Source organism: Siphonobacter sp. BAB-5405 (assembly GCF_002872335.1).
Classification (GTDB): Bacteria; Bacteroidota; Bacteroidia; order Cytophagales; family Spirosomataceae; genus Siphonobacter.
Genome location: NZ_NJAG01000009.1, coordinates 96119 through 120405, shown reverse-complemented (window position 1 = coordinate 120405; position 24287 = coordinate 96119). Strand labels below are relative to the sequence as shown.

The following is a 24287-nucleotide window of genomic DNA, read 5'->3' as shown; positions in this document are numbered from 1 at the left end:
ACGCTCACGCGTATTCTTAAAAAAATTAAGGAATTGTTTAACGGAAAGAGGCTAAGTACTACTGAGGATAAGACGATTAAAGCAAAAGCAAACCCTGCTTGTTATCAAAAAAATCTAATCTTTTTTTGATAACAACTGATCTTTATTTAGCGGTTGCAGGCGTTCGTTTCTTCCAGGCAATGAGCACCCCACTGCTAATGACCAACGTGATTCCGAGCAGTACAGGCAGGGAGGGCAGAGCGTCGCCTAGTAGTAACCCCAGCAGTAGGGAGAAGACAATATTTGAATAACCAACCGCCGATACCCGACCCGCTTTATCCATGCCCAAAGAACGCGTCATGGCGAGTTGAGCCGCCAGAGCCGCTGCCCCCATTCCCAGCAAGACGAGCCACTCCCAGCCCTGCGGCCATACGAACCGACCGAGCCACAGGCTTTCTGCCTTGGGCCAGTGTTCGCCCAGTACCATCGATATAGCTGGTAAGACTAGGCCTGATAGCATAAAGGAAAGAACAATGACCCGCGTATCGTAATAGCGATTAAGTCCTCGAATAGACAGGTAAGAAATAGCCGTCAGTAACGCACAACTTAGCCCAATCAGGTGCCAGCGAAGAGGCATGGTTACGTCCGGACGAAAAATGAAGAGAATTCCCACGAAGCCCAGTCCAATCGCCGCCCACTCCCGACGGTTGAGTTTTCGACCAAAAAACAGAAAGGAAAGAATGCTTAGAAAAATAGGATACGTATACTGATAAGCCGAAGCCGTACCGAGTGTCAGCGTTCGTACCGAATAAAAAAGCATGTAAAGAGAAGCCGTCCCCACTACGCCCCGGAAAATCAGCAAAAACGGTTTGCCGCCCGGCTGCTGCATGGGACGGCGTCGGAGGCTGATTAAAATAAAGGTAGCCCCTACTAGATTACGAAAGAACACCAGTTCTACGGCATCGAAACGGGTACTGAGCTGCTTGGCGGTCAGCGTCATGATCGCAAACAGCAAAGAAGCCAGTAGCATCAATACAACCGCTGAAGGTTGATAGCGTTGATTATTTTTCTGAATCGGTTCGGCCGTAGATGATTGCATACTGGGAAGAAAGCTTTTGGAATCAACCGTTTTCGGCCTTTCTGCGTTCCCAGATTCGCATCCACCGCGGCAACATCGGTTGTTTGGCGTCGTCGGGCTGATCATCGCCAATGAGTATGCCCCAGGGTTCCAGCCCTTCGACCCGGTCGAAAACGACTTTCATCAGGGCAATCGCCGGAATGGAAAGAAACATCCCCGATACACCAGCCAATGCTCCGCCAATGAGTACGCCCACGATGGATACTAAAGCATTGACCTTTACTTTCGAACCGACAATCATCGGTACTAAGAAGTTATTATCAATGAATTGTACGGCTAGAAACACGCCTACCACGCCCAGCAGCATCGAAGGCTCCGGATTATTAATAAACACAATGGCAACGGCCAGTACCGTTGCAATGATGCCTCCCAAATAAGGAATTAAGTTCAAAATGGCGGCGATGACGCTCAGCATGATGGCATACTCCACGCCCAAAGCCAGTAATCCCAGAGCATTAAGAATGGCTACACAAGCGGTTTCAAGCAGCAGGCCGACCACGTAACTTTGAATAACGGTCTTTACCTGCCCAATAATTTCCCAGACCCGCCCGGCGTGTTCTTCCACAAAGAGTGATACCAGAAACTTAAGCAACATGGCCCGGTAGTACAGCAATAAGAAGACATAAATGGGAATCAAAGCCAGGGTTCCGAGGGGTCCGGAGATAGCCGCTAAGGCTCCCGTACCGCCCTGCAGGTTTTCGAGCGTTTTCTGCTGGGCCTGCTTGATGTACTGAGCCTGTTTCGTATAACTGACATTGTACTCCTGGCGAACCCAGCGACGGGCTACCCGGTAAAAGTCATTGATGTTTTGCTGCAGCTTCGGCAGATCATCCGAGAAATTGGAAATCTGTATGGAAATGAAGATGGCTACGCCCGACAAGACAATAACGGCTAGTAACAACGTCAGACAAATAGCGATTACTTTATGAACGCCCCTCCGCATAAACCAGGCTTCTACCGGTCTTAACAGAATGGCCAATAAGCCCCCCAACGCCAGCGGCACAATAATTTCCTGTCCAATGTAAATACCCAGCGTAACGAGGCTAATGATAATTAAAGAGTGAGAAGCCCGGTGATAGAACGGACGGTCGGAAGCTGGCATGTCGATAATTCGTATAAGGAGCTGACTAATGAACCTTCCTTTGATTAAAAAGTTTTAACGTACTCAAGTCTTAAGATTAACGTTCTTTAACTGCACGCTTTTTTTTTAACTTGCCCTTTTAAATACTTGTAAAGAGACCAATGAACAAGCAAATTATTTTCACTCCCAATGCACCCGCACCCATCGGACCTTATTCTCAAGCAGTAAAAATAGATGGTCGTTTGTACGTTTCCGGTCAGATCGCTGCCGATCTAGCCGCCAGCCAGGCCGGAATTCAAGCTGAAGCCCGTCAAGTTATGGTAAGCATTGGCGAAATTTTACATGCAGCAGGCATGAATTACCACAATATCGTTAAGACCACCATCTTCCTGAAAGATATGAACGATTTTGCGGAAGTAAACGCCATCTATGGCGAGTTCTTCTCGGGGGACTATCCAGCCCGTGAAACCGTTCAGGTTAGCCGCCTGCCTAAAGATGTTTCCGTAGAAATTTCGGTAGTAGCTCTTATTGATTAAGTATTCTAAGTAGCGTTTTATGCTTCAAAGCAACATTTCGTAATTCCGTTGCCTTGAAGCATAAAACGCCCCCTTACACATTTCTGGTGACCAACCCTCGCCGTTAAAATCTGTTAATTCTTTCATCATCAGTAGCTTCCTCCGTATTTTCGGCTAGTCAACCGCATCCGCACTAGCTATGAAAATCTACCTCTACTTTTTCACGATTGTCCTTCTTTCGGCTTCCTGTACGCGTTCGACGCTGCAGCTCAAGTCACTTAATCCCGATACTCATCCGGAAAATGGCCTGGAAGTAGCTCGCCAGATGAATGACAGTTTAAAAGTCGTTACGGCTTTTGAATCCGTTTATCTCAGCCGTCAACCGGGAGCCAATATCGAGTATCTGATTTTTGATACGGAAATTACGAATCTCACCGAGCGGCCCATCGAAATCAACCCACATGATTTCGAAAGTACTGCCCTGGATGAAACGCAAACCCTGTTACTCTACAAAACATCCGCCCGTACGCTCAACGCCTGGCGAAAAAGAGGCCTGGATCCAGACCTAGAATTACAGCGAGTAGCCCGGCAAATCAAGCAGGAACGGAAGATTCTTCAATTCAATAAAGTGTTCAATACCGTCTTACTGGTGGGTTTGGTTGCCGCCGACGTAGCGACCCAAACGAATTCACGGCAAACCTATCACGAGTACGCTTCCAAGCGGGCGGGCATTGCCGCCGGCTGGCAAACCCTGGCAATTAAGCGGGTAGCTGATCACCAGCGTTTTGGAAATCGGATGGATCAGCTTACCTGGGAACAGGGCAACTTCGAGCGGGAAACGTTTCGCCACATGGTACTTCAACCAGGCGAGGCCATGCGGGGTAAACTCCTGCTGGAGTCCAACCGGGCGGCCCACTTCTACGAAATCACTTATCCAGCCCGTAACCCGGCCCTTTCATTCCGGTTTGAACAAAAACGCGTGAAAGACAAGCGAAGATGAGTAGCGTCTTCGCCTGTAAACGCAGGAACCCCGCTGATTGATACCAGCGGGGTTCCTGCGTTTACAGACTTGCTTATTTTGCGTAAGCTACGGAACGCATTTCCCGAATTACCGTCACTTTGATCTGACCGGGATACTGCATTTCTTTCTCAATTTTCTGTGAAATATCGTAGCTCAGCTGACCCGCTTTTCATTCCGATACGTTATCCGAATCCACGATGACGCGAAGTTCACGACCGGCCTGAATGGCGTAGCACTTATCTACGCCATTGAAGTTGAGGGCCAGAGCTTCCAGGTCTTTCAAACGCTGAATGTAGCTTTCCATCATTTCCCGACGGGCTCCGGGACGCGAACCACTAATGGCGTCGCATACCTGCACGATGGGGGAAATCATACTGGTCATCTCAATTTCGTCGTGGTGAGCTCCAATGGCGTTGCAAACTTCCGGGTGCTCCTTGTACTTCTGGGCCATTTCCATACCCAGAATGGCGTGCGGTAATTCCGGCTCTTCGTGCCATACTTTACCAATATCGTGCAGCAGACCCGCCCGTTTGGCCAGCTTCGCATTCAGCCCGAGTTCGGAAGCCATCGTTGCACACAACTTGGCTACTTCGCGGGAGTGTTGGAGCAGGTTCTGACCGTACGAAGACCGGAAACGCATCCGACCTACCATCTTGATCAATTCCGGGTGCAAGCCGTGGATACCCAGATCAATCACCGTACGTTCACCGATTTCAACGATTTCGTCTTCGATATTCTTCCGCGTTTTAGCAACCACCTCTTCGATACGAGCCGGGTGAATACGGCCATCCTGTACCAGTCGATGGAGCGACAAACGGGCGATTTCACGGCGTACGGGATCAAAACCCGAAATCACAATCGCATCCGGCGTATCATCTACAATGATTTCCACGCCCACGGCCGATTCCAGTGTCCGGATATTCCGTCCTTCACGGCCAATGATTTTACCTTTAATATCGTCCGATTCGATATTGAAAACCGAGACGCAGTTTTCGATGGCCTGTTCCGCCGCCGTCCGCTGGATGGTTTCAATAACGATTTTCTTCGCTTCTTTCGTTGCCGTCAGTTTGGCTTCTTCTACGATGTTTTTTACGTAGCTGGAGGCCCGGGTTTCCGCTTCGGCTTTCAGGTTATCGACCAGTTGCTGACGAGCTTCATCAGCGGTAAGACCGGCGATTTTTTCGAGCTGGGAAACGGCACTGGTGCGGGCTTTCTCAGCCTCATCCACTTTCCGTTTCGCTGACTCCTGCTGCTGGGCTAACTGCTGCCGCTGCTTTTCCAGTTCGTCTTCCTTGCGTTTCGCCTGTTCGCGTTGCTGATTGATCTGACGCTCAAAATCCTTCAGTTTCGCTTCATTTTCCTGAAGAACACGTTTCCGCTTATTGGTTTCTTCTTCAAATTCAGCCCGGCGTTTAAGAAAATTCTCTTTCGCTTCAAGAATCCGCTGATTTTTGAGGTTTTCCGCTTTTTCTTCAGCGTTTTTAATAATGTCGACGGCTCTTACTTCGGCCTCTGCTTCCCGATTTTTAATCGCTTTCCCTAAGAATATCCGGGTAATAAAGAATACTATTCCCGCTGTAATGAGGGTATCGAGCAAATACAATAGAATACTACTATCCTGCATTTGTCTGTATGGTTAAATAATAGTGAAACCAAACAGCCCTCTGCCGGAGACCGTTAAAAGTGAAGAAAAACAGGGATCTCTAGTGTATCAATCAATTCCGCAGTACCGGATTGACTAATTCATCCATCATTTCGAGCTGAGCAAAAGCCTGATGCTGTAAGGCATTGAGCTTCAGATTAGTAACCATGCAAAAAAGCATCACACGGGTCATCCGCTCGTGCATGCTGTGAACATTTTCCTTCTCGAGTAATTGCTGCATTTGCTGATTCAATAGTTTAGCCGCTTCCCGAATGTAGAGTTCATCTTCTTTCGGAATCGTCATTTCGTATTGCGTGCCAGCAAGCTGTATGTGGATGGTACGATTCGTTCCCATGCAAAAGTAGTTATGGCTTATTATCGCTCTAACTGCATTTTCTTCGGTCTTTTAATCGGCGGTTGAGCCGGTCAGATGGCCTGTATTACAATCTAAACTTTTACAAGTTTAGTACTTAAAAGTGAAATTATGCAAATGTTGTGTGGGCTATTCATTCCGAATGATTGGCTTTTCGCAATAAATTATAGGCTTTAATCCTATTTTCACTTGGGCCATCGGTTCTTTTTTACCCTTACACCCTCTGATTTGGCTTCACTTTTCTTTGGTACAGCAATTCCTTTTAAATCGCTATTCCGATAATTTTTTAATGGCCTTGTCCACTTCCTGAATGAAATGATCAACCTGAATACGCAACGCTTCGGGATTATCCGGGTTCAGTGAATCCAGAGCAACCCGGCTCATCCGGCCTTTTTGCTCACTGCGTTTCCGCAAGTCCGAAAGTTCCGTTTTCTGCTTTTTGATGATTTCATCCCGCTCCTTCAACAACGAATGTAGGCCTTCCAGCTCCCGTTGTTTGTCCTGCAAGATCATATTCATTTGCTCCATCTGGGAAATGAGCGTGCGTATCTTCAGTTCCAGATGCTGGCCTTTGGCACGCAGACGTTCTTCCAGTTCATCCGCCGAGCGGGAGGTATCCAGGGGATTCATCAAGGGTATGGTACGTTTAGCGTTTGGAGGTACGGAAATCGCTTCCCGTACCCTGAAACTTATTTTCGAATGACAGCTTCTAATTCTTTTTCAAAACCAAGCATCAGTCGATTCATGGTTTTGTCGATTTGACTATCCGTCAGCGTTTGCGAAGCATCCAGCAGAGTGAAACTTACCGAGTACGACTTTTTGCCTTCGCCCAGATTAGGCCCTTCGTAAATATCAAATACGTTCAGACTTTGCAGGAGGTTTTTCTCATACTTGAAAGCGACTTCCTGAATCTGTTTAAAGCTAATGGTTTTATCCAGTACCAGCGACAAATCACGGCGTACTTCGGGGAATTTCGAAATCTCCTGGAACGTCACTTCCGTGGTGTAATGATCCAGCAAAGCGGCCCAATCCAGATCAGCGAAGAATACCGCCTGTTTCAGATCCGTCAGCTTGGTCAAATCGCTGCGTACTAAACCGATGGTTGCCAGTACTTGTTTTCCTTTGAGGTACTGCAAACCATACGCCCACACGTTTCCGGTTTCTACTTCCTGCGTAGTCAGGCCTTTCACACCCATCTTTTTGAAAATCCGGTTCACCGTACTAACCAGATCGTGGAAAGCTACGGGCCGACTTTTCTGCTGCCAGCTCTCCGAAACGATGTTTCCGGTTAGATACAGAGCCAGGTGCGGTTTCTCGACGTACTGGTGAGGCTGCATCTTGTGATACGTTTTCCCAAACTCGAAAAACTTCAGATCCCGTTGACGCCGGTTGACGTTATGGGCCAGAGCTTCCAGGCCGGAGAATAGCATACTTTGCCGCATTACACCCAAATCTTCGCTCAATTTATTCAGAATCTCGACATCTTCACCAGGCAGACTATCTTTTATACTGGCCGCGTAGGCCGGTTTCGTCAATGAATTAGTGAAAATCTCCTGAAAACCAGCTCCGGCCAGCAACTGAGAAATTTTGAACGGAACGCGTTCCCGGTCTTTGGAAGGCTCGGGGAACTTCGCCAGATAGTCGGTGCGTAGATTAGCCGACAAGCCGATATTATTCAATCCGTAAATCCGCAGGATTTCTTCAATCACGTCCGCTTCCCGCGTTACGTCCACGCGATAAGCCGGAATCGAAGCCGTGAAGCCTTCTTCCGTACCATTCCAGACTTTAATATCCAGATCCGTCAGAATTTGGTGGATTTGCTCATGCGGAATTTTTTGTCCGATCAGGCGGTCAATATTCCGGTAGCTCATCAGCACCTGAGCGGGTTTGAACTGAGCCGGATGCGTATCCGTAATTTCACTCGTAATCTTTCCGCCGGCCAGTTCCTGCATGAGCAGTGCCGCCCGCTTGAGCGTGTACAGCTTGAAATTGGGGTCCGTTCCGCGTTCAAATCGGAAACTGGCGTCTGTTTTCAGGCCATGTCGCATGGATGATTTCCGTACCCAGTCCGGTGAGAAGTACGCCACTTCCAGAAACACCCGCGTCGTCGTTTCCTTGATGCCCGATTCCTGTCCACCAAATACGCCCGCAATTCCCACGGGTTTTTCAGCATCGCAGATCATCAGGTCTTCACTGGAAAGCGTCCGTTCGATTCCGTCGAGCGTCACGAATTTCGTCCCTTCCGGCATGGTTTTCACCACGATTTTCTGTCCGGCCAGTTCGTGCCAGTCGTAGGCGTGCATCGGCTGACCCAGCTCGTGGCAGATGAAGTTGGTTATGTCGACAATGTTGTTGATGGGTCGCAAACCAATGGCCAGCAGCGATTGCTTGAGCCAGTCAGGCGATTCCGCCACTTTCACCCCGTCAATCGTAACCCCACAGAACCGTGGACAAGCTTCGGTATTTTCCACCACTACGTCAATCGGATGCTGATTGTTGGCGGCGTAAAAGTTATCCGCAAAAGGCAGCTTAATATCCCGGTGTAACAGTGCTTTCAGGTCGCGGGCTACGCCAATGTGCGAAGCGGCATCGGCCCGGTTGGGCGTCAGGCCAATCACAATGCGGTAATCCGGTTCCAGTTTGAAGTAAGTAGCTGCGGGCGTACCGTTGGGGAGATCGGTGGTGAGTACCATGATTCCCGCGTGGCTGGTACCCAGACCCAGCTCGTCTTCGGCACAAATCATCCCTTCGGAAGGGTGACCGTACACTTTACGCTTACCGATGGTAAACGGTTCGCCATTCGTTGGATAAATGGTGGCTCCTACTGTAGCGACGACCACGCGTTGACCCGCGGCGACGTTCGCAGCTCCGCAAACGATGGTCGTGGGTTCCCCCGTACCAATGTCGACGGTGGTCAGGTGTAATTGTTTTTCTTTGACGGTAAACGGCTCACACGTCAATACTTCGCCAATCACCACGCCCTGCAAACCACCCGGTACGGAATCAATGCGTTCGATTTCTTCCACTTCGAGGCCACAGCCCGTCAGTAACTGGTCTAATTCTTCGGGCGACTCGGTCAGGGAAATGTATTGTTTGAGCCAATTAAGGGAAATATTCATAGTACTTCGGGTACAATCACTTGGAAAAGGTCCTTTACAGCCAGACCGATTTGCAAAAATAACTAATTTGAAAAAGGGAACAGAAGGATTATTAGAATTCGCTTAAATTCATCAAAAAGTACGTTTCTCTTTTGTTTTCCATGCCAAGTTTTAAGCCCCTGCTTTTCTCTGATTTTGTATGTCCAACCCCCACCCTGCCCTTGGTTATTCATTCCTGACGCCCGCGTACGAGTGGGCCCTGTGGCTAGGCGTACCCGAACGTAAGATTCGTTCCTATCTCATCGAACATATTGACGCCCATCAGCCCTTACTGGATTTTGGTTGTGGTACGGGTAATTTCCTTCAACAGTTACAGCAGACCCATCCGCAGCAAACCATTCGTGGGCTGGATACCGACCCTTACATGGTTCGGATGAGTCGTCGAAAATCCGTACCCGTCGATTACTACGCTTCCGGACCCCTGCCCTACGCGGGCGAGCGGTTTGGTACCGTAACGAGCACCTGGGTTTTTGAACATTTTTCAGTCGAAGAATCGCTGTTTTACTTTCAGGAAATTCGACGGATTCTCCAGCCCGGTGGCACGCTCTGGCTGGGTGACTGGGGTCCATCCCAAGGCCCAACGCAACGGGTACTGGGACGCCTCGTCCACTGGATCGACCCGACCCAGAACGGACTGGGCCCGGCGGGTCGCTGGCCGGAACTATTAGCTCAGGCAGGCTTTTCTACCGTGCTGATTCCGTACCAGATTGCAACGCGACTGGGCACCTTTTACTACTGGAAATGTCATTTTTGATGCCCAAAAAGCCCGGCTTATGTCGTATCTTGCCCCACTGTCCAATCTTTTTGTACCATTCTACGTATTTTTTCTTCTAGTTTGTGGTATAAAAACACTGGTACAAACGTTTATTTGCTCATCCTGTCTTTTACAGTCCTTTCTTCTCCCCAGGGAAACGGATGTTGGTAAAGGCGGTTGACAGCCGGGTAATTCTTCATCAGATTACGTTAATTTTCGTTAATTGAAAAAACTATATTTGTCGAAGTCCCTGGAGTCGTTCATTTTCGGCCACTGGCTGGTATGGCCGGACCGGAGCAGCGAAAATATTTTCCAGCTCACGACCTTAAGATAGATCCAAAACGACTGCCATGAAACCGTTTTGTTTGTTGTTGTTTTTTTTGTTTTCCCAGTCTTTACTGGCTCAGGATATTGATAAAGAAAAGCTCAAAGGTGTTTGGGTAGCGAAACGGGTTGAATACCGCAACGGGTACCAAATGATGAGTGACGCTGAAGTCGATAAGTCCAATATTGTTTTTGTTTTTGAAGATCGGCGACTACGGTTTTATACCAATGAGAAGGCCACTACGGTAAGCTACACGCTGAGTGGTAACCGCATTCGTACGGCAGAAAACGCCACCTACACGATCGATAAACTCACGGATTACGAATTACAGCTTTCCGAGCAGACTTCCTCCGTCATGCGTACTGATCAGCTTCGGTTTATCTGTGCCCGTCAGGAAGCCACCAGTTACGACGATTACATTCGCAAGAAATTCGTTCTGCCCGCCGCCCGCTTTGATCGGGATACGTTCTACGTCATGAACGAAACAATCTTCCCCAAATTCCGTACGCGGCTGATTGACAGCAGTTTCTACGAAACATACCAGAATTCCTATACGTATATCGAAGATGCGTTCCGGCAGCTGGCTCGTCCGCGTCGGGATCGCTTTCGGGTGAGTTTCATTGTGAATCGTACGGGCCGGATTGAAAATATTCAAATCGTGGAGAGTTCGGACCCGAAAATGGACGATAACCTGCGAACGGCCATTAAAGCTTCTGAAGGCATGTGGATTCCCGCGACCGTTGGCCGCAAGCCAGTACGGGTGCAGGTGAATTACGAGTTTCCGTACGGCATCCCCGAAAATCGGCAACTCACCCTGGATGACATCAAGGCGTTAAAAGCGAAAGATTTGTTTGAAACGGGCTTACAACACTATAATCGACAGCGGTACGATCAGGCACTGGCCGTATTCAATCAGTGTATTGAATTAGATCCCGGCAACGTATCGATTCGTTTCAACCGGGCCGCTACCTTCTACAAACTAAACCGTCTGCCGGAAGCGTGCCAGGACTGGAAACTTCTGGAACGAGCGGGAGAAAAAGAAGCGACGAAATTGTTAAAGAAACATTGTCAGAATTAACGAAGAAAGGCCGGGTAACCGGCCTTTCTTCGTTAGCAGACTAGTTATTTCGTTTCTTCCCGTAACATTTCAACCATCTGGCTCACTTCCTCAGCGGTGGCTTCGGCATTGCCAGTAAAGCCTGAGCTTTTAAAACGAATCTGGCCCTTTCTATCCAGTACAAATTTGGTAGGGATACCGCTTACCTTGAAACGCGTAACCACCTCATCGGTATCGTCCAGTACCACCCGAAAGTTGTACTTGTTTTTAGCGATGAAGTCAGCCGCATTCTTTTGCTTATCCGCTTCTTTTTGCCAGGTATTCACGAATAGAAAAGCAACATCCGGATCGTTTTCATACCGCGTTACGGCCTTCTGCATACCGGGGAAAGACGCAATACAGGGACCGCACCAGGTAGCCCAGAAATCTACCACGACTATTTTCCCCTGTAAGGAAGCCAGACTAACGGGTTTCCCTTCCAGATCCGTAAGTGTAAAGGCTGGAGCGGGTTTCCGGATCATCATTTCCTGCAAAGTAGCCTTCACGCGATCCGCCACTTCCTTTTTGATACCTGCCCAGTGGGTATCGTAGTCAGCCACACCTTTTTCCTGGGTGTAGACTTGTTTGAATAATTCTTCTATTTTCGGCGTTCCTTTGCCTTTACGCAGAGCCGCCTCCAGCACCGGTAATGCCTGAGCAGACTGTCCGGCCTGCACGAGTGCTTCAACGTACCGCTGGGTGATATCGGGCTCCTCGTATTTTCCGTAAGTGACAGCCGCTTGTTTCATCGCCTCAAGAGCGGGCTCTAATCTTCCCTGCTTCATCAAAATAAACCCATACGTATCGGCGTAATAAGCATACGTATTCTCCCGATTTTTCCGAATGGCTGCATCCGTCAGATAGGACTCATCCGTCCCAGACCGGGGTTTATCCAGTTGGTTTTTCGCCCATTCAGATGCTTTCAGGGAAAGACGCTCGGCCTGGGGCAGATTTTCGCCCGCTTCGGCCTTTTCCCAGGCGTAGGAATTGTAGGCGGTGGCAATGGGAGCTGCGAAATCAGGTTGTTTCTCCAGTGTTTTCAGTACTTCCCATTGGCCCTTTCCAACATAGGCCGTAGCGAGTTGGCTAGCCATGTAACTGATGTAGAAATTAGCTTCCGGTACGCCTGCAAACTGCTGCTTTGCCTTTCCCCAGATCGCTCTTTTTTTAGTAAGGTCTTTTTCCTCACTGAATGTTTTATAGATGCTTCGGAGGGCCGCCGTTCCTTTGGGAAAGGCAGTGCGTATCTTCGTTTCGTAGTTCTGAGCCTCCTGGGGTTGTTCTAACTTCTGATAAGCCAGGATGAGTGCTTTCATCTCGTCCTCCGTAAGCTTGGGTTGCCGGGCCAGTCGGGCGGCTTCACTTTTGAGCAAAGCCTGATCCGTACGGTTGTTCAGAGAGTACACGTAGGGAAAAATAAAACGAGGTTTGGTAGCTGGATTTTCCTGAAACTCCTTTTCAAACAGCCTATGAATGGTCTCCGGATTGGGTTCAAGTTCCAGGATATTGTCAGCCCACTCATTCAGCCACACGGCTGCAGCCGCCCGACTACCCGGCAGCACCTGGTCATTAGTATACAAAAGCTGTAGATACCCTTGTTCGGCATTGGTATCGTGGACTTTTCGGCCATTAGAAAAATCGAACGCCACTACCAAAGCCGTTTTGGGAAGTACAAACGCCCCTTCCCAATGCTTATCTTTTTTGGAAAGTGGAATCGTTAGAGCCAGGGGATTCTTGCTTGACAAGACATAAGCCGTAGCCTCGATCAGGGGGCTGGCAACCAGTTTCGCTTCGGTCGGGGTATACACTACCTGAACCGACTGGCCGGGTTGGGGTCTGGCAGGGGTAATCCTGAGGTTAGGAGCGTCGAACTGAGCTTTTGAGAAGCCGGGGGTTAGTACCAACAACGTGGCTACCAGCCGGAGTAAGATTCGTTTCATAGGTAAGGTTTTATTTGAAAGGGGTACTTCGAAAGATACCTCTTTTCAGCATCTTCTGAAATACCCCTTCTTCAAAACCTCTTGACTATGCATTCAACCTATTCGCCTACTTCATATCCCGACGGGCATTCAGGTAACCTTTAACGACTGTAAACGTCGTGACGGCCAGGAAGAAAATGATGATGTAATGCACGTAGTTAATAATACCGGGAAACTTCTCGCCCAGATAGTACCCACCGCCCGAAAGCAGAATTGTCCAGAGGGCTCCACCAATGACGTTATACGTCATGAAATGCGGAAAATCGAGCTTGATCATACCCGATAAAATCGGTGCAAACGTACGAACCACGGGCAAAAATCGACTGATAATCAAAACACTGGAACCATATCTCAAAAAATATTGACGAGTCGTTTCGATGTTCTTTTTCTTGAAAAACAGGGAATCGGGCCGGTTTTCTAGCCTACCACCGAAGTACTTTCCAAAGAGATACCCTGTCAGCGAACCAAAGACAGCCGCTCCCAGAATACAGGCTAGTAGTACAGGCAGGGTCGCGTTTAGTACGCCCGTTCCGCAGAATACGCCCGCCAGAAAAAGTAAGTAATCGCCGGGAAGAAAGAAGGCAAAGAATAAACCGTTCTCCGCGAAAACGATTAAGGTGATGGCCACCAGGCCACCGGTTTGAATAATCTCCCGGGAATCCGTTAAAAAGGTTAACCAGTCTGGCAAATTCATGGCTTGCTACTAATTTTCGACGAATTTAGCGGAGTTGTTTGGTATAGCCGATTCATTCCAGCGAATTTTACCGTAAACTACACGAGCGGTTGGTAAGCCGATCGTTCGATTGCTTCGTCGGCCCCCGGTTCTGCCGGAGCCTGCTGCTTCATCAACGTTGAATCTTGATTCTGAACATTCACTGCTTTGACTCAGTCCAAATTTGCCTCCGAATCCCTGACGACCATGACTGAAATGGTCTTTCCCAACGATACCAATAATCTGGGTAATCTGATGGGGGGAAACCTGTTACGTCTGATGGATATTTGCGGTGCAATTGCCGCCCAGAAGCATTCCCGCCACGTGGTCGTTACGGCTTCGGTGGATAACGTAGCGTTTAAAGACCCGATTCCCCTGGGTAGTGTCATTACGCTGCGGGCCTTCGTGACGCGGGCGTTCAATTCGTCCATGGAAGTATTCATCGACGTACACGCGGAGAATATTCCGGCCGGTGAACGCTTCATGACAAACCGGGCTTTTTATACCTTCGTGGCCGTAGGTGCCGATGGAAAACCGTCGACGGATATTCCGGAAGTAGTGCCGCAGACGGACGAGGAAAAATCGCTGTACGATGCCGCCCTTCGTCGCCGTCAATTACGTCTGGTTCTGGCCGGACGGATGATGCCCGCTGAAGCAACGGAGCTGGCTAAATTATTCGAACTGCAAGCCTAAGCTTTTCCTGGAAAGACGGTAACCAAAATAAAAGGCAGCGTTTCAAGCGGACGTTTGAATCAGGAAAAACATTCCATTTCCCGAATACAAACCTGCCTGAAACGCTGCCAACGAATGCCTTTTCAACCGTCGCTTGCGTACTTCATTTTCCGGGAGTTTCTACCCGAAACTGCTCCATTCCTCGGCGGTCCTGAAGGGTAACATATACGGTCTTTTTATCTTTTCCTCCGAAAACGAGATTACTACAACTTTTGCCCTTGAGCGGTACTTCCCGTAGCAATTTCCCTTGCGGACTCAGAATCGCAATGACGCCTTTGCCGTGCCGGGTGCAGTACAGATTTCCCTTCTGATCGCACTTCATGCCATCCATGCCGAAATCCGTGAATTCGTGGAAAAGCTGTTTATTCTGCACATTGCCCTGAGCATCTAAATCGTACTTCCAGATTTTCCGCTGAGCACTTTCGTTGACGTACAAGATTTTTTCGTCGGGACTCAATGTAATTCCGTTGGTAGTACCCAGGTTTTCCAGTAGCCGGGTCGTCTTGCCATCCGGATCGATTCGCCAGAGCTGGCCCGTATTGTCTTTCCATTTCGGATCAGAAGCGTACAGCACATCTTTCTTCGTGATGCAAATGTCATTGGGCTGATTGAACCGATCATCGTGGGCAAACACGCTTACTTCTTTCGTCTGCATGTTCACTTTTAAAATGTTATGATTCACGAAATCGGCCAGTAACATTTCGCCTTTCGAGTTAAACTGAATGGCGTTAGCAATACTCTTATTCGGTAAGGTTACGAACACTTCCCCTTGTCCCTGAGCATTGATTTTACCGACGGTACCATCCTGTTTGAAGTTGACTACGTACAGATTCCCTGCCGCGTCGAAACTGGGGCCTTCGATGTTCCCGCTAAACTGATTCTCAGCGGTGAAGTCACTGCTTTGGTAGAGGTTTGAAGACTGGGAAGAAGCCGGTTTGCGGGCACAGGCCACGAAAAGCACCGGCAGTAACAGAAGAATACGGAACATAAGGCAAAAAATTAGTGCATACAAAATGGAGGAGCTAGTGAGGCTCCTCCATTTTTATTCGTCAGCGATTGGCTCTTAGTGAGGCATATCGGGCGTTTCAATATCGGTCGGCTCGACGCTATCATTCGTCGTAGCTACTTCACTTTTGCTGGCCGTTGCGGGTACCTTGGCACTTTTAGCAGCGGGAGCTTTGGTTGAACGCGTAGGCGTCTTTGGAGCCGCCGGAGCTTTCGATTGCGAAGCAGCGGGCGTTGACTCCTTTTTCGGTTCAGCGGGGGCCTCTTCTTTTTTTGAAGGTACCTCTACGGATTTGGAAGAGGTCTTTTTCGCCTGTTTGCCTAATTTTTTCTTAGCGTCTTTCGCTGATTTCTCGTCTTTTTCTTTCTCCTTCTGCTGAAGTTTAGCAAATTTTTTCGCTAAGTCTTCCGCAGCTTTTTCAATTTGTTTCGACAGTTTTTTGCCGTGTTTGGCGTTCAGACCACTCAGTTTTTCAGTAAGCGTAGAGGCCAGTTCGTTGGTAAGCTTCTTGTCGGGTTTCATGAAGAGATTTATTATGAATTGGGTAGTTCTGTTATTCCTTCGCAGCCAGTCGCTTGTGGACAAAATCCCAGCAAACGATTCCAACCGTTACGGCAATGTTGAGCGAATGCTTCGTGCCGTACTGGGGAATTTCCAGGCATAGGTCGGCAATTTCAATGATTTTATCATTCACTCCAAAAACTTCATTCCCAAAAACGAAAACATATTCGCCACCGGGTTCGGGTTGAAAATCGGGCAAGCCCACGCTAGCCTCGGCCTGCTCCACCGCTACAATGCGTACGCCCTTCGCTTTCAGATCTTTACAGAAACCAACCGCATCAGGTACGTGTTCCCAGTGTACGGATTCGTCGGCTCCGAGAGCCGTTTTCGTAATATCCCGGTGCGGGGGTGTACCCGTAATTCCCCCTAAATATACCGTAGACACCCGAAAAGCATCGGACGTACGAAAGACGGAACCTACGTTATTTAAGCTCCGAACGTCGTCGAGTAACACGGAATACGGAAATTTTTCCGCGGCCTTGAATTCCTCGACTGACAGGCGGTCGAGTTCATCCATTGAAAGTTTTCGCATACAAAAATCAGGGTGTACGGTCATAAGCCGGGTCTTTTTCAGCGAACGACCGTACCATTTTGGCCTAAAGTTCGTAAACTTCCGGGCAGATTGCGGTAGTACCCGGGCATTTTCAGGAAAACGTCCCGCCAAAAATGATTCCAGCGTTTCTCTGAAGAGGTGGATCGCTACTGAAACCAGATTACTCATCTTACAAACCTATCAACCAGTGCTGATTGAAACGCGAGCGTACGCCCGGGCCGGACTTTTAGGAAATCCCTCGGACGGTTTTTTTGGAAAAACGCTATCCATCACCGTCCGAAATTTTGGGGCTTCCGTTAGCTTATGGCAATCACCGGAGCTTCATATTGAACAGCAGGAGGCCGATGCCAACACCTTCCGCAGTATTTTTCACCTCTGTGATACCGTCGGACAAATTGGGTACAATGGCGGTATTCCCCTCATCAAAGCCGCCATTCGTAAGTTTACGCTGTACTGCGGGGAACAGGGCATCCGGCTCCCTAACCGGAATTTCACCATTCGCTATAGCAGTTCCATTCCCCGACAGGTCGGTTTGTCCGGATCGAGTGCCATTATTGTAGCTACCATGCGGGCCCTGATGCAATTTTATGAGGTGGACATTCCGCTTGAGTATCTGCCTACGCTGGTCTTACAGGCGGAAACCGAAGAACTCGGGATTACTGCCGGCCTACAGGATCGGGTGATTCAGTGTTACGAAGGCTGTGTGTATATGGATTTTGCCAAAGAACTCGTGCAAAGCCGCGGCTACGGCGAGTACGAACGCATTAATCCAACTCAGTTGCCGAAGCTTTACCTGGCTTACAATACTGACATGAGCAAGGTTTCGGGCAAGGTCCATAACGACGTTCGGGCCCGTTTTGACCGGGGTGAGCCGCTGGTATACGAAACGCTGCAATCCATTGCCAATCTGGCGACTTTGGGTAAAGAAGCCATCGAACGGCGTGACTACGAAACGTTACACGAACTGGTGAATCAGAATTTTGATTTCCGGACTCGCATTTATAACATTCATCCGGTCAACATTCAGATGATCGAAACGGCTCGTAAATTGGGAGCTTCCGCTTCGTTTACGGGCTCGGGCGGCAGTATCATCGGTCTGTACCGGGACGACGAAATGCTGAACCGCCTGTTTGTCGAATTACGAAAACTAAACGCCAGGGTCATTAAACCGTATGTGATGTGATGCGTTGGTTGTTTTGAGTTTACTTATGAACCACAGAGTTACGCAGAGTTGGGCACAGAGGAAACGGAGTTAAATATTCCCTGCTCTCATTAGTACGGCAGGAAAACACAACGTTTAATCAAGCTATTTTAACAACTTATACTCTATTTTAACTCTGTGGTTAAACTCCCAAACGCTAAACACCTCCCACCCCTCCTCTTTTTTTCCACACTCATGATTAAAAAAGCGATCATTCCAGCGGCCGGTTTTGGTACGCGATTTCTGCCCGCCACCAAGGCACAACCCAAAGAAATGTTGCCCATTATCGATACGCCGACCATCCAGTACGTCGTGCAGGAAGCGGTTGATTCGGGCATTGAAGATATTCTGATCATCTCGGGGAAAGGCAAACGTTCGATTGAAGATCACTTTGACCGGAACTTTGAACTTGAAACCCGACTGGCTGAAAAAGAAGACGAAATGCTGCACGAATTGCGTCGGCTTTCGGATATGGCCAACATCCACTTTGTTCGCCAGAAAGAACTTAATGGACTCGGAGATGCCATCTATTACGCCCGTCACCACGTGGGGAATGAACCGTTTGCTGTACTCCTCGGCGATACCATTATGGACTCGGTCATTCCCGTTACGCAGCAGTTGATGGATACCTTCGAAACCTATCGCTGTTCGGTTATTGCTGTAGAAACGGTTCCTACCGATAAGGTAAACCGCTATGGTATTGTCGGTGGAAAAGAACTCAGCGATTCGATCATGCAGCTGGAAACGCTGGTAGAAAAACCGGCTTTAGGTCAGGCTCCGTCGAATCTGGCCATCGCGGGACGGTACATTCTGACGCCTGAGATTTTCCGGATGATTGAGCAAACGCCCAAGGGTAAAGGTGGTGAAATACAGCTAACGGATGCCATGTTACTGCTTCTTTCGCGGGAAAACGTCTATAGCCACCGCATCGAAGGCAAACGTCACGACATCGGCAACAAACTCGACTTCCTGAAAACCACGGTTGAATTTGCCCTGAAACGGAAAGAGTTTGAAAAACCATTCCTGGCGTTTCTGAAAGAAGTCATTCAGCAATACGAACAGTAATCTATTGTTGGTTGATGGTTTGTATTAAAAAAAGAGCAGGCGGTGTGCCTGCTCTTTCCTTTTTTGAAGCAACTTAGGGAGCGTTGAATCGGGCATCGAGCAGCAAGATCAGCCGGGATTCTGACGCTACATCAATTTGGCTGGCGGCTGCCGTACTATTGAGCCGAACCACGTGCGGCGAAACGATGTACGCTTTTTGCAGGGGGACGGGTGGCTTCCCACAACTCCATGTATTGTCTTCCTCCCAGGGTCCCGATTGCCGACTGGTATTACTCCCATCGTTGCGTGGAGTCAGGGTTTTCGTAAAGGTATAGGTACACATCCGGCTGCCCGAGGCGTGGCTAAATTCCAGCATGTAGTACCCCGCCGTACTGGGACTGAATTCTTTTCCCTGCCAGACGACACTTCCGTTCGACTGTTTCCAGAAATGAATGACGTTGAAGCTACTATTCCCCTGAAGTACCACCGGGTTTCCGGGGCAAAGCTCGGTAGCGTTATACGGCTTGATGTAATAGCCCAGGCCACTGATATTCTGGTCCATCCAGTTGAAACGAGCCGCAATGAAGTTTTTACGATCCTGGATTTCAGCGTTCAGATTCTGGCCCATATTCCAGCGAATGGCGTTACGGGCGTGGGCTTCCTGAAAAATATTCTGTAGCGAATCAATCATCGACATCACGCGAGCCGTAGCAAAAGCCCCCTGCCGGATGTTCGTCCAGCGTCGTTGCGAGGTTTGGACAAACAGCGTATCCTGCATCAGGTACGACCACCAGAAGGGCATAATCTGATCGCTCGGCGTACAGCCCAGGTTCATTTCAAAAGCCCAGCCCTGCGGTACGTTTCCATCGCAAAAACCCCGTCCGTACGCCAGATCCAGATCCCACATGGGCCCCATATTCAACTTGCCGCCCTTACTGTCCCGGTCCTTGTAGAAGTACGTGCTTTTCGTATAGCCATCGGAATTTTTACTCAGCTCTGTCATCAGAAAATAATCGGCGAACGAAGGTACATCGGCCATGGAAGCATAGCCCGTCTGCGGATTGAAGTTTTTCGCGTGAAGCAGGTTTTCGAACTGAGTCACGTAATTCTGAATGTAATCGCGTTGGACGGTCTGGAGATTTTTCGTTTTGGGATAATGAATCTCAAAGATGGCCCGCCCGTCGTTGCGGCACTCGGCTCCGAAGGCCGAACCCCAGCGATGATTTCCGTCCGGAGCATCGACTTTCAGGATGTATCCACCAGTCAGTTTATCGCCCGATACGTCATCTTCTTTCAGGCTGGAAATGGGGATGCGGTCTTTCCCCCGTTTCACATTTTCGCCCAGTACGTACAAGCCGTGGTACGAACCATTGAGAACCACTTCTACATACTGACTCCGACTGGCGTAGCGACCAATCTGGTTGGAAAGTTTATAGCCCAGTACATTCGTGATGAATGAATTGTCATACGCCGAAGCGTACAGAATCCAGTCGTGTTCGGCGGGCATCCCCATCAGCGACACCTCTTTTTCGGACCCGTCGGCTTCCTGCGTTTCAAAACCGAACGATTTCTTGGGTGCGGCCTGGGAGTTGGCTCCCCGTACCTCGATACCGATCGCCCCATTGTAATTGTACTGCGTATCGGTCAGTGCATTTCGTAGCCCCGGTCCGCGATAAATGATCTTCATCGTAGCTGGTATTTTCGGCTCATCCGGAATCCCCTGCCCATCCTTCGTATCGATGATTACGATGGGCAGATTGGAGGAGGTAAAATTTACCTGAGCAGACAGGGTTTTACTGACTAGAAACAAGGAAAAGACCAGGCCGATAAAAGCCCGGGCAGCAGGTAACGTTTTTTTCATACTGGCTGAAAGTTAGAACCGTTTAAAACTACGCTAATTATCTAACGATTACGCACTTATTACACAAAAATACTATACGTCTGCCCTCTCATGAGCCGTATACGTTCTGCCGTTCCTACCGAACTACTGGCAGAGCCTGCCAAATCTTTGTATGTTTACTATTTCACTTCATTTTCTCATTGTATGAAAAGATGCTTACTGCTGGGATTGCTGTTGGGTCTCTACCTACCGGGCTGGACACAATCCAAAACCAAACCTCCGATTACCTGGAAAGACGTGACCAACTGGAAGGCGATTTCGAACTTCGGGGGAACACAGCTCTCGCCAGATGGCCAGTGGATGGCTTACGTCTTGTCGTCCGTAGCGGAAGGCGACGCCGAGCTGGTACTCCAAAAAACCACGGACAGCACCCAGTACCGGTATCCCATCGGATCCGTCATTTTCGTTCCGATGAGTTATTCGGATGATTCACGCTTTTTTGCCTTCAAGGTTTTCCCGACCGCCAAGGAAAAAAAGGCTGCGGGTAAAACGCCCGGCAAACCCCTGCCGGAAAAGGTTTTTCTGATTGAATTAGCGAACCGGAAGAAAACGGAATTCGAACGCGTTAGCTCGTTTGCGTTCAATGGTGAAAAAGCCTCACACCTGGCTCTGTTGCTGAGTCCGGCTACACCCGCCATGACGCCCACGGCACCGAAAGGACGCGACTTACTGTTGTATGAACTGAGCAGCGGCAAAACGCAGAACATCGGTAACGTGGCCGATATGAACTTTAACAAAAAAGGAGACTGGCTGGCTCTGACCATTGACGCGACCGAAAAAGCGGGTAACGGCTTGCATTTGCGGAACATGACGACGGGTCTGACTTCCATCATCGACAATGACAAAGCCCGCTACCAGTCGCTGACCTGGACGGAAAAAGGCGACGGTCTGGCCGCTCTGAAAGGTACCCAGAACGACAAATACAAAACGGATGTACTGAGCGTACTGGGCGTGAAACTACGCGGCACGACTCCCGAACTGACGGTGTACGATCCGGGCAAGGACAGTCTGAATTTTCCCAAGAAGATGAAAATCAGTCCGAACCGTCGCCCTACTTGGACGGAAGACCTGAGCCGTCTGCTTTTTGGTATTCAGAAAGAGGATTTGGCGAAGAAAGAAGCCGAAGCCAAGGAGGCCAAGAAAGATACTGTACAGAAGCCTAAACCTTCGCCCGTAAGCGAAGCTCAGAAGCTGGCGAAAATCAAAGCCGATACAACGATCAAATCAATCGAAGATTTGCAAAAGGCTCTGGCGAAAGTCAAAACTGATTCGGCCCGCGTAGCCCAACGGGGCGGTACGGTGCCCAGCTCAGGTAAAGACGACATTGACAAACCCGAAGTAACCATCTGGAACTGGCAGGACAAGCGTCTGCAATCGCGGCAACAGGTAACGGAAATGCAGGACAAGCAATTCAGTTTTCTGGCGATGTACGATGGGAAGAAATTCACTCGTCTCACGGACAGTACGCTCATGACCGTTCGTCCCGCCGCGAAGGATTTGTACGCCGTTGGGCTGGAAGATCAAACCTATGAACTGGAGACCAGTCTGGACGGACAGAACTACGCCGATATTTACGTGGTGGATCTGAAAACAGGGGCTAAAACCAAGGTAATCGAAAAGCTATATCTGCCCAGCTACGCCAGTTCGCCGATGACTTCCGAAGACGGAACGAAATTCACGTATGGCAAAGACGGCCATTTCTACGTATACGACATTCCGTCGAAAACCAGTCTGAACCTGACCGAAAAGCTCCCCACCAGCTTTGTCGATACCGAAGACGATCATAACCAGAAGAAGCCTATGGTACCCATGCTGGGCTGGTCTACGGACTCGAAGTACGTGCTGCTGCGGGATGTCTGGGACATCTGGAAAGTTTCCGTGGATGGTAAGGAAGCGGTAAACCTGACGAAAAACGGCCGGAAAGAAAAGATTCACTACACGACCCGTTATAAGCTCGACCCGGAAGAAAAGGGAATCAACCTTAAACAACCCCTGTACGTGCGGATGTACGGAGAGTTTACGAAGAAATCGGGCATTGGCCGCATTGAGGTAGATAAGAAAGGAAACCTCGTTACGGGTGTGAAACCCCTGCTGTGGGAAGACGCCAGTGTCAGTAACCTGAGTAAGGCGAAAAAAGCGAACGTCTACGTGTTCAGCCGCGAAACCTTTACCAAGCCTACGGATTATTTCGTATCCACTTCACCGGAACTGACCAGTGGGAAACAGGTAACCAAGAATACGCCGGAATTTGAAAAGTATGCCTGGAGCTCTGGCGTACGTCTAGTAGACTACGTTTCCGACAAAGGCGACACCTTACAGGGAGCCTTGTTCCTGCCCGCAGGTTACGAAACGGGTAAGAAATATCCGACGATTGTCTATTACTACGAAAAGCTGTCGCAAACGCTGCACGCGTATACCAATCCGGGTTATAGCGGCACGGGCTGGAACCCAAATGTATATACGTCTAACGGATACGCTGTCTTCATTCCGGATATCGTTTACAAGATGAATGATCCGGGTATGTCGGCGGTATGGTGTGTACTACCCGCAGTGAAGGCCGCTTTGAAAACGGGCGTCATTGATGAAACCAAAATGGGGATTCACGGCCACTCCTGGGGTGGGTACCAAACCAGCTTCCTGATTACCCAGACCAACCTGTTCAAGGCGGCAGCGGCGGGTGCTCCGCTGACCGACATGGTTTCCATGTATAACCTGATTTACAAGAACTCAGGTACCAGCAACGGTCAGATTTTCGAAGGTTCACAGGGCCGGCTCGTAGCTCCCTGGGAGAACTGGGATGCTTACTACCGCAACTCCCCGCTGCACCACGTCAAGAATATTCAGACGCCGTTGCTGTTATTACACAATGATGCCGATGGTGCGGTTGATTTTACCCAAGGTATTGAGTACTATACTGCATTACGCCGGTTAAAAAAACCAGTAGTACTTTTCCAGTATAAGGGAGAAAACCACGGTCTGGCGAAACTCCCCAACCGTAAGGACTACGCCATGCGAATGATGGAATTTTTTGATTACCATCTCAAAAACAAACCCGCTCCAGATTGGTGGAGTAAGGGAATTGAACGTTCTCAACTGGAAGAGCACTTAGAAAAACGAATTCTTTTTGATAACTAGTTGATCCTTAATAAAAAAGCTGTCCCATATTGGGGCGGCTTTTTTATTAACATTTTATACTGGCATAGTTATTTTAATAAAAAAAAGCTGAAAATATAAAGTTTTATCTACGTATATATTTGTAAGTATTTATTTACTTTGCCTTACATTAACAGGTGTTAATTTGTCCATTAATTACTTGTTTCGCCCCAAAGTCACCTCGAATCTATCGTTTGCAGTAACCGTCAGTTTTTTTTAACCGTCCAATTCTTGTAAACCTAGTAACCGCTATGACTAATTTTACGTCCACACCCGCCCTCTATCCCTCTCTGCGTTACAGTCCCTGCTGGCTCCGCAACGTCTGATGATTAGTCTAACTGCGATCAACGCCAGTTAGTAATCG

19 protein-coding genes and 1 pseudogene are annotated in these 24287 nt (G+C 48.9%); 8 read left to right on the top strand and 12 right to left on the bottom strand.

Annotated features, from left to right (window positions below; translation table 11 throughout):
* Nucleotides 1-142 precede the first annotated feature (142 nt).
* Complete coding sequence (locus tag BWI97_RS09590; RefSeq protein WP_233207795.1) at nucleotides 143-1078, bottom strand: DMT family transporter; 936 nt, start codon at nucleotides 1076-1078, stop codon at nucleotides 143-145.
* Nucleotides 1079-1100: 22 nt separating this feature from the next.
* Nucleotides 1101-2219 (bottom strand): AI-2E family transporter, encoded by a 1119-nt coding sequence (locus BWI97_RS09585; protein ID WP_094810547.1) that lies wholly within the window; start codon nucleotides 2217-2219, stop codon nucleotides 1101-1103.
* A gap of 140 nt (nucleotides 2220-2359) precedes the next feature.
* Here BWI97_RS09585 and BWI97_RS09580 point away from each other — a divergent pair, with 140 nt between their 5' ends.
* Together BWI97_RS09580 and BWI97_RS09575 are read left to right on the top strand one after the other, a co-directional pair.
* Entirely contained in the window at nucleotides 2360-2734 is a 375-nt protein-coding gene (locus BWI97_RS09580; protein ID WP_094810549.1) for a Rid family detoxifying hydrolase, read from the top strand.
* A 178-nt stretch (nucleotides 2735-2912) separates the two neighbouring features.
* The gene (locus BWI97_RS09575; RefSeq protein ID WP_102200860.1) at nucleotides 2913-3713 is read left to right on the top strand and encodes a hypothetical protein; all 801 of its coding nucleotides are present in this window, start codon (nucleotides 2913-2915) and stop codon (nucleotides 3711-3713) included.
* Between the two features lie 73 nt (nucleotides 3714-3786).
* Here the strand turns inward: BWI97_RS09575 and rny are convergent.
* The 4 genes and pseudogenes from rny to pheT form a co-directional block, all read right to left on the bottom strand.
* Nucleotides 3787-5358, bottom strand: a pseudogene (gene rny, locus BWI97_RS09570) (ribonuclease Y).
* A 91-nt stretch (nucleotides 5359-5449) separates the two neighbouring features.
* Nucleotides 5450-5731 carry a cell division protein ZapA gene (gene zapA, locus BWI97_RS09565; protein ID WP_102200859.1) on the bottom strand — a complete coding sequence of 94 codons (282 nt, stop codon included), beginning with the start codon at nucleotides 5729-5731 and terminating at the stop codon, nucleotides 5450-5452.
* Between the two features lie 288 nt (nucleotides 5732-6019).
* Entirely contained in the window at nucleotides 6020-6382 is a 363-nt protein-coding gene (locus BWI97_RS09560) for a hypothetical protein (RefSeq protein ID WP_146010903.1), read from the bottom strand.
* A 56-nt stretch (nucleotides 6383-6438) separates the two neighbouring features.
* Nucleotides 6439-8868 (bottom strand): phenylalanine--tRNA ligase subunit beta, encoded by a 2430-nt coding sequence (gene pheT, locus BWI97_RS09555; RefSeq protein WP_102200858.1) that lies wholly within the window; start codon nucleotides 8866-8868, stop codon nucleotides 6439-6441.
* Between the two features lie 178 nt (nucleotides 8869-9046).
* Here pheT and BWI97_RS09550 point away from each other — a divergent pair, with 178 nt between their 5' ends.
* Complete coding sequence (locus tag BWI97_RS09550) at nucleotides 9047-9661, top strand: class I SAM-dependent methyltransferase (protein WP_102200857.1); 615 nt, start codon at nucleotides 9047-9049, stop codon at nucleotides 9659-9661.
* Nucleotides 9662-10011: 350 nt separating this feature from the next.
* Nucleotides 10012-11064, top strand: a complete 1053-nt coding sequence (locus BWI97_RS09545; RefSeq protein ID WP_102200856.1) for a tetratricopeptide repeat protein — start codon at nucleotides 10012-10014, stop codon at nucleotides 11062-11064.
* Between the two features lie 44 nt (nucleotides 11065-11108).
* On the opposite strand, the gene BWI97_RS09540 is transcribed toward BWI97_RS09545, so the two are convergent.
* Together BWI97_RS09540 and BWI97_RS09535 are read right to left on the bottom strand one after the other, a co-directional pair.
* Complete coding sequence (locus tag BWI97_RS09540) at nucleotides 11109-13022, bottom strand: redoxin domain-containing protein (RefSeq protein ID WP_102200855.1); 1914 nt, start codon at nucleotides 13020-13022, stop codon at nucleotides 11109-11111.
* A gap of 106 nt (nucleotides 13023-13128) precedes the next feature.
* Nucleotides 13129-13755: a DedA family protein gene (locus BWI97_RS09535; RefSeq protein ID WP_094810567.1), complete on the bottom strand. Its 627-nt coding sequence runs from the start codon at nucleotides 13753-13755 to the stop codon at nucleotides 13129-13131.
* Between the two features lie 186 nt (nucleotides 13756-13941).
* Here BWI97_RS09535 and BWI97_RS09530 point away from each other — a divergent pair, with 186 nt between their 5' ends.
* Complete coding sequence (locus BWI97_RS09530) at nucleotides 13942-14466, top strand: acyl-CoA thioesterase (protein WP_102200854.1); 525 nt, start codon at nucleotides 13942-13944, stop codon at nucleotides 14464-14466.
* A 142-nt stretch (nucleotides 14467-14608) separates the two neighbouring features.
* Here the strand turns inward: BWI97_RS09530 and BWI97_RS09525 are convergent, their stop codons facing one another.
* The 3 genes from BWI97_RS09525 to BWI97_RS09515 all read right to left on the bottom strand — a co-directional run bounded on the left by BWI97_RS09525 (nucleotide 14609) and on the right by BWI97_RS09515 (nucleotide 16604).
* Nucleotides 14609-15493 carry an SMP-30/gluconolactonase/LRE family protein gene (locus BWI97_RS09525; protein WP_102200853.1) on the bottom strand — a complete coding sequence of 295 codons (885 nt, stop codon included), beginning with the start codon at nucleotides 15491-15493 and terminating at the stop codon, nucleotides 14609-14611.
* A gap of 75 nt (nucleotides 15494-15568) precedes the next feature.
* Nucleotides 15569-16033, bottom strand: a complete 465-nt coding sequence (locus BWI97_RS09520; RefSeq protein WP_102200852.1) for a histone H1/H5 family protein, HCT subfamily — start codon at nucleotides 16031-16033, stop codon at nucleotides 15569-15571.
* A 31-nt stretch (nucleotides 16034-16064) separates the two neighbouring features.
* The gene (locus BWI97_RS09515) at nucleotides 16065-16604 is read right to left on the bottom strand and encodes a TrmH family RNA methyltransferase (protein WP_102200864.1); all 540 of its coding nucleotides are present in this window, start codon (nucleotides 16602-16604) and stop codon (nucleotides 16065-16067) included.
* Between the two features lie 208 nt (nucleotides 16605-16812).
* Here BWI97_RS09515 and BWI97_RS09510 point away from each other — a divergent pair, with 208 nt between their 5' ends.
* The gene (locus BWI97_RS09510) at nucleotides 16813-17808 is read left to right on the top strand and encodes a mevalonate kinase (RefSeq protein WP_102200851.1); all 996 of its coding nucleotides are present in this window, start codon (nucleotides 16813-16815) and stop codon (nucleotides 17806-17808) included.
* Between the two features lie 213 nt (nucleotides 17809-18021).
* Nucleotides 18022-18891 carry a UTP--glucose-1-phosphate uridylyltransferase GalU gene (gene galU, locus BWI97_RS09505; RefSeq protein ID WP_094810575.1) on the top strand — a complete coding sequence of 290 codons (870 nt, stop codon included), beginning with the start codon at nucleotides 18022-18024 and terminating at the stop codon, nucleotides 18889-18891.
* A 73-nt stretch (nucleotides 18892-18964) separates the two neighbouring features.
* Here galU and BWI97_RS09500 read toward each other — a convergent pair whose 3' ends face one another.
* Nucleotides 18965-20731 carry a CotH kinase family protein gene (locus BWI97_RS09500; protein WP_102200850.1) on the bottom strand — a complete coding sequence of 589 codons (1767 nt, stop codon included), beginning with the start codon at nucleotides 20729-20731 and terminating at the stop codon, nucleotides 18965-18967.
* Nucleotides 20732-20914: 183 nt separating this feature from the next.
* Between BWI97_RS09500 and BWI97_RS09495 the strand changes: the two genes are divergently transcribed.
* Nucleotides 20915-23905, top strand: a complete 2991-nt coding sequence (locus BWI97_RS09495; protein ID WP_102200849.1) for a prolyl oligopeptidase family serine peptidase — start codon at nucleotides 20915-20917, stop codon at nucleotides 23903-23905.
* The last annotated feature ends 382 nt before the right edge of the window (nucleotides 23906-24287 follow it).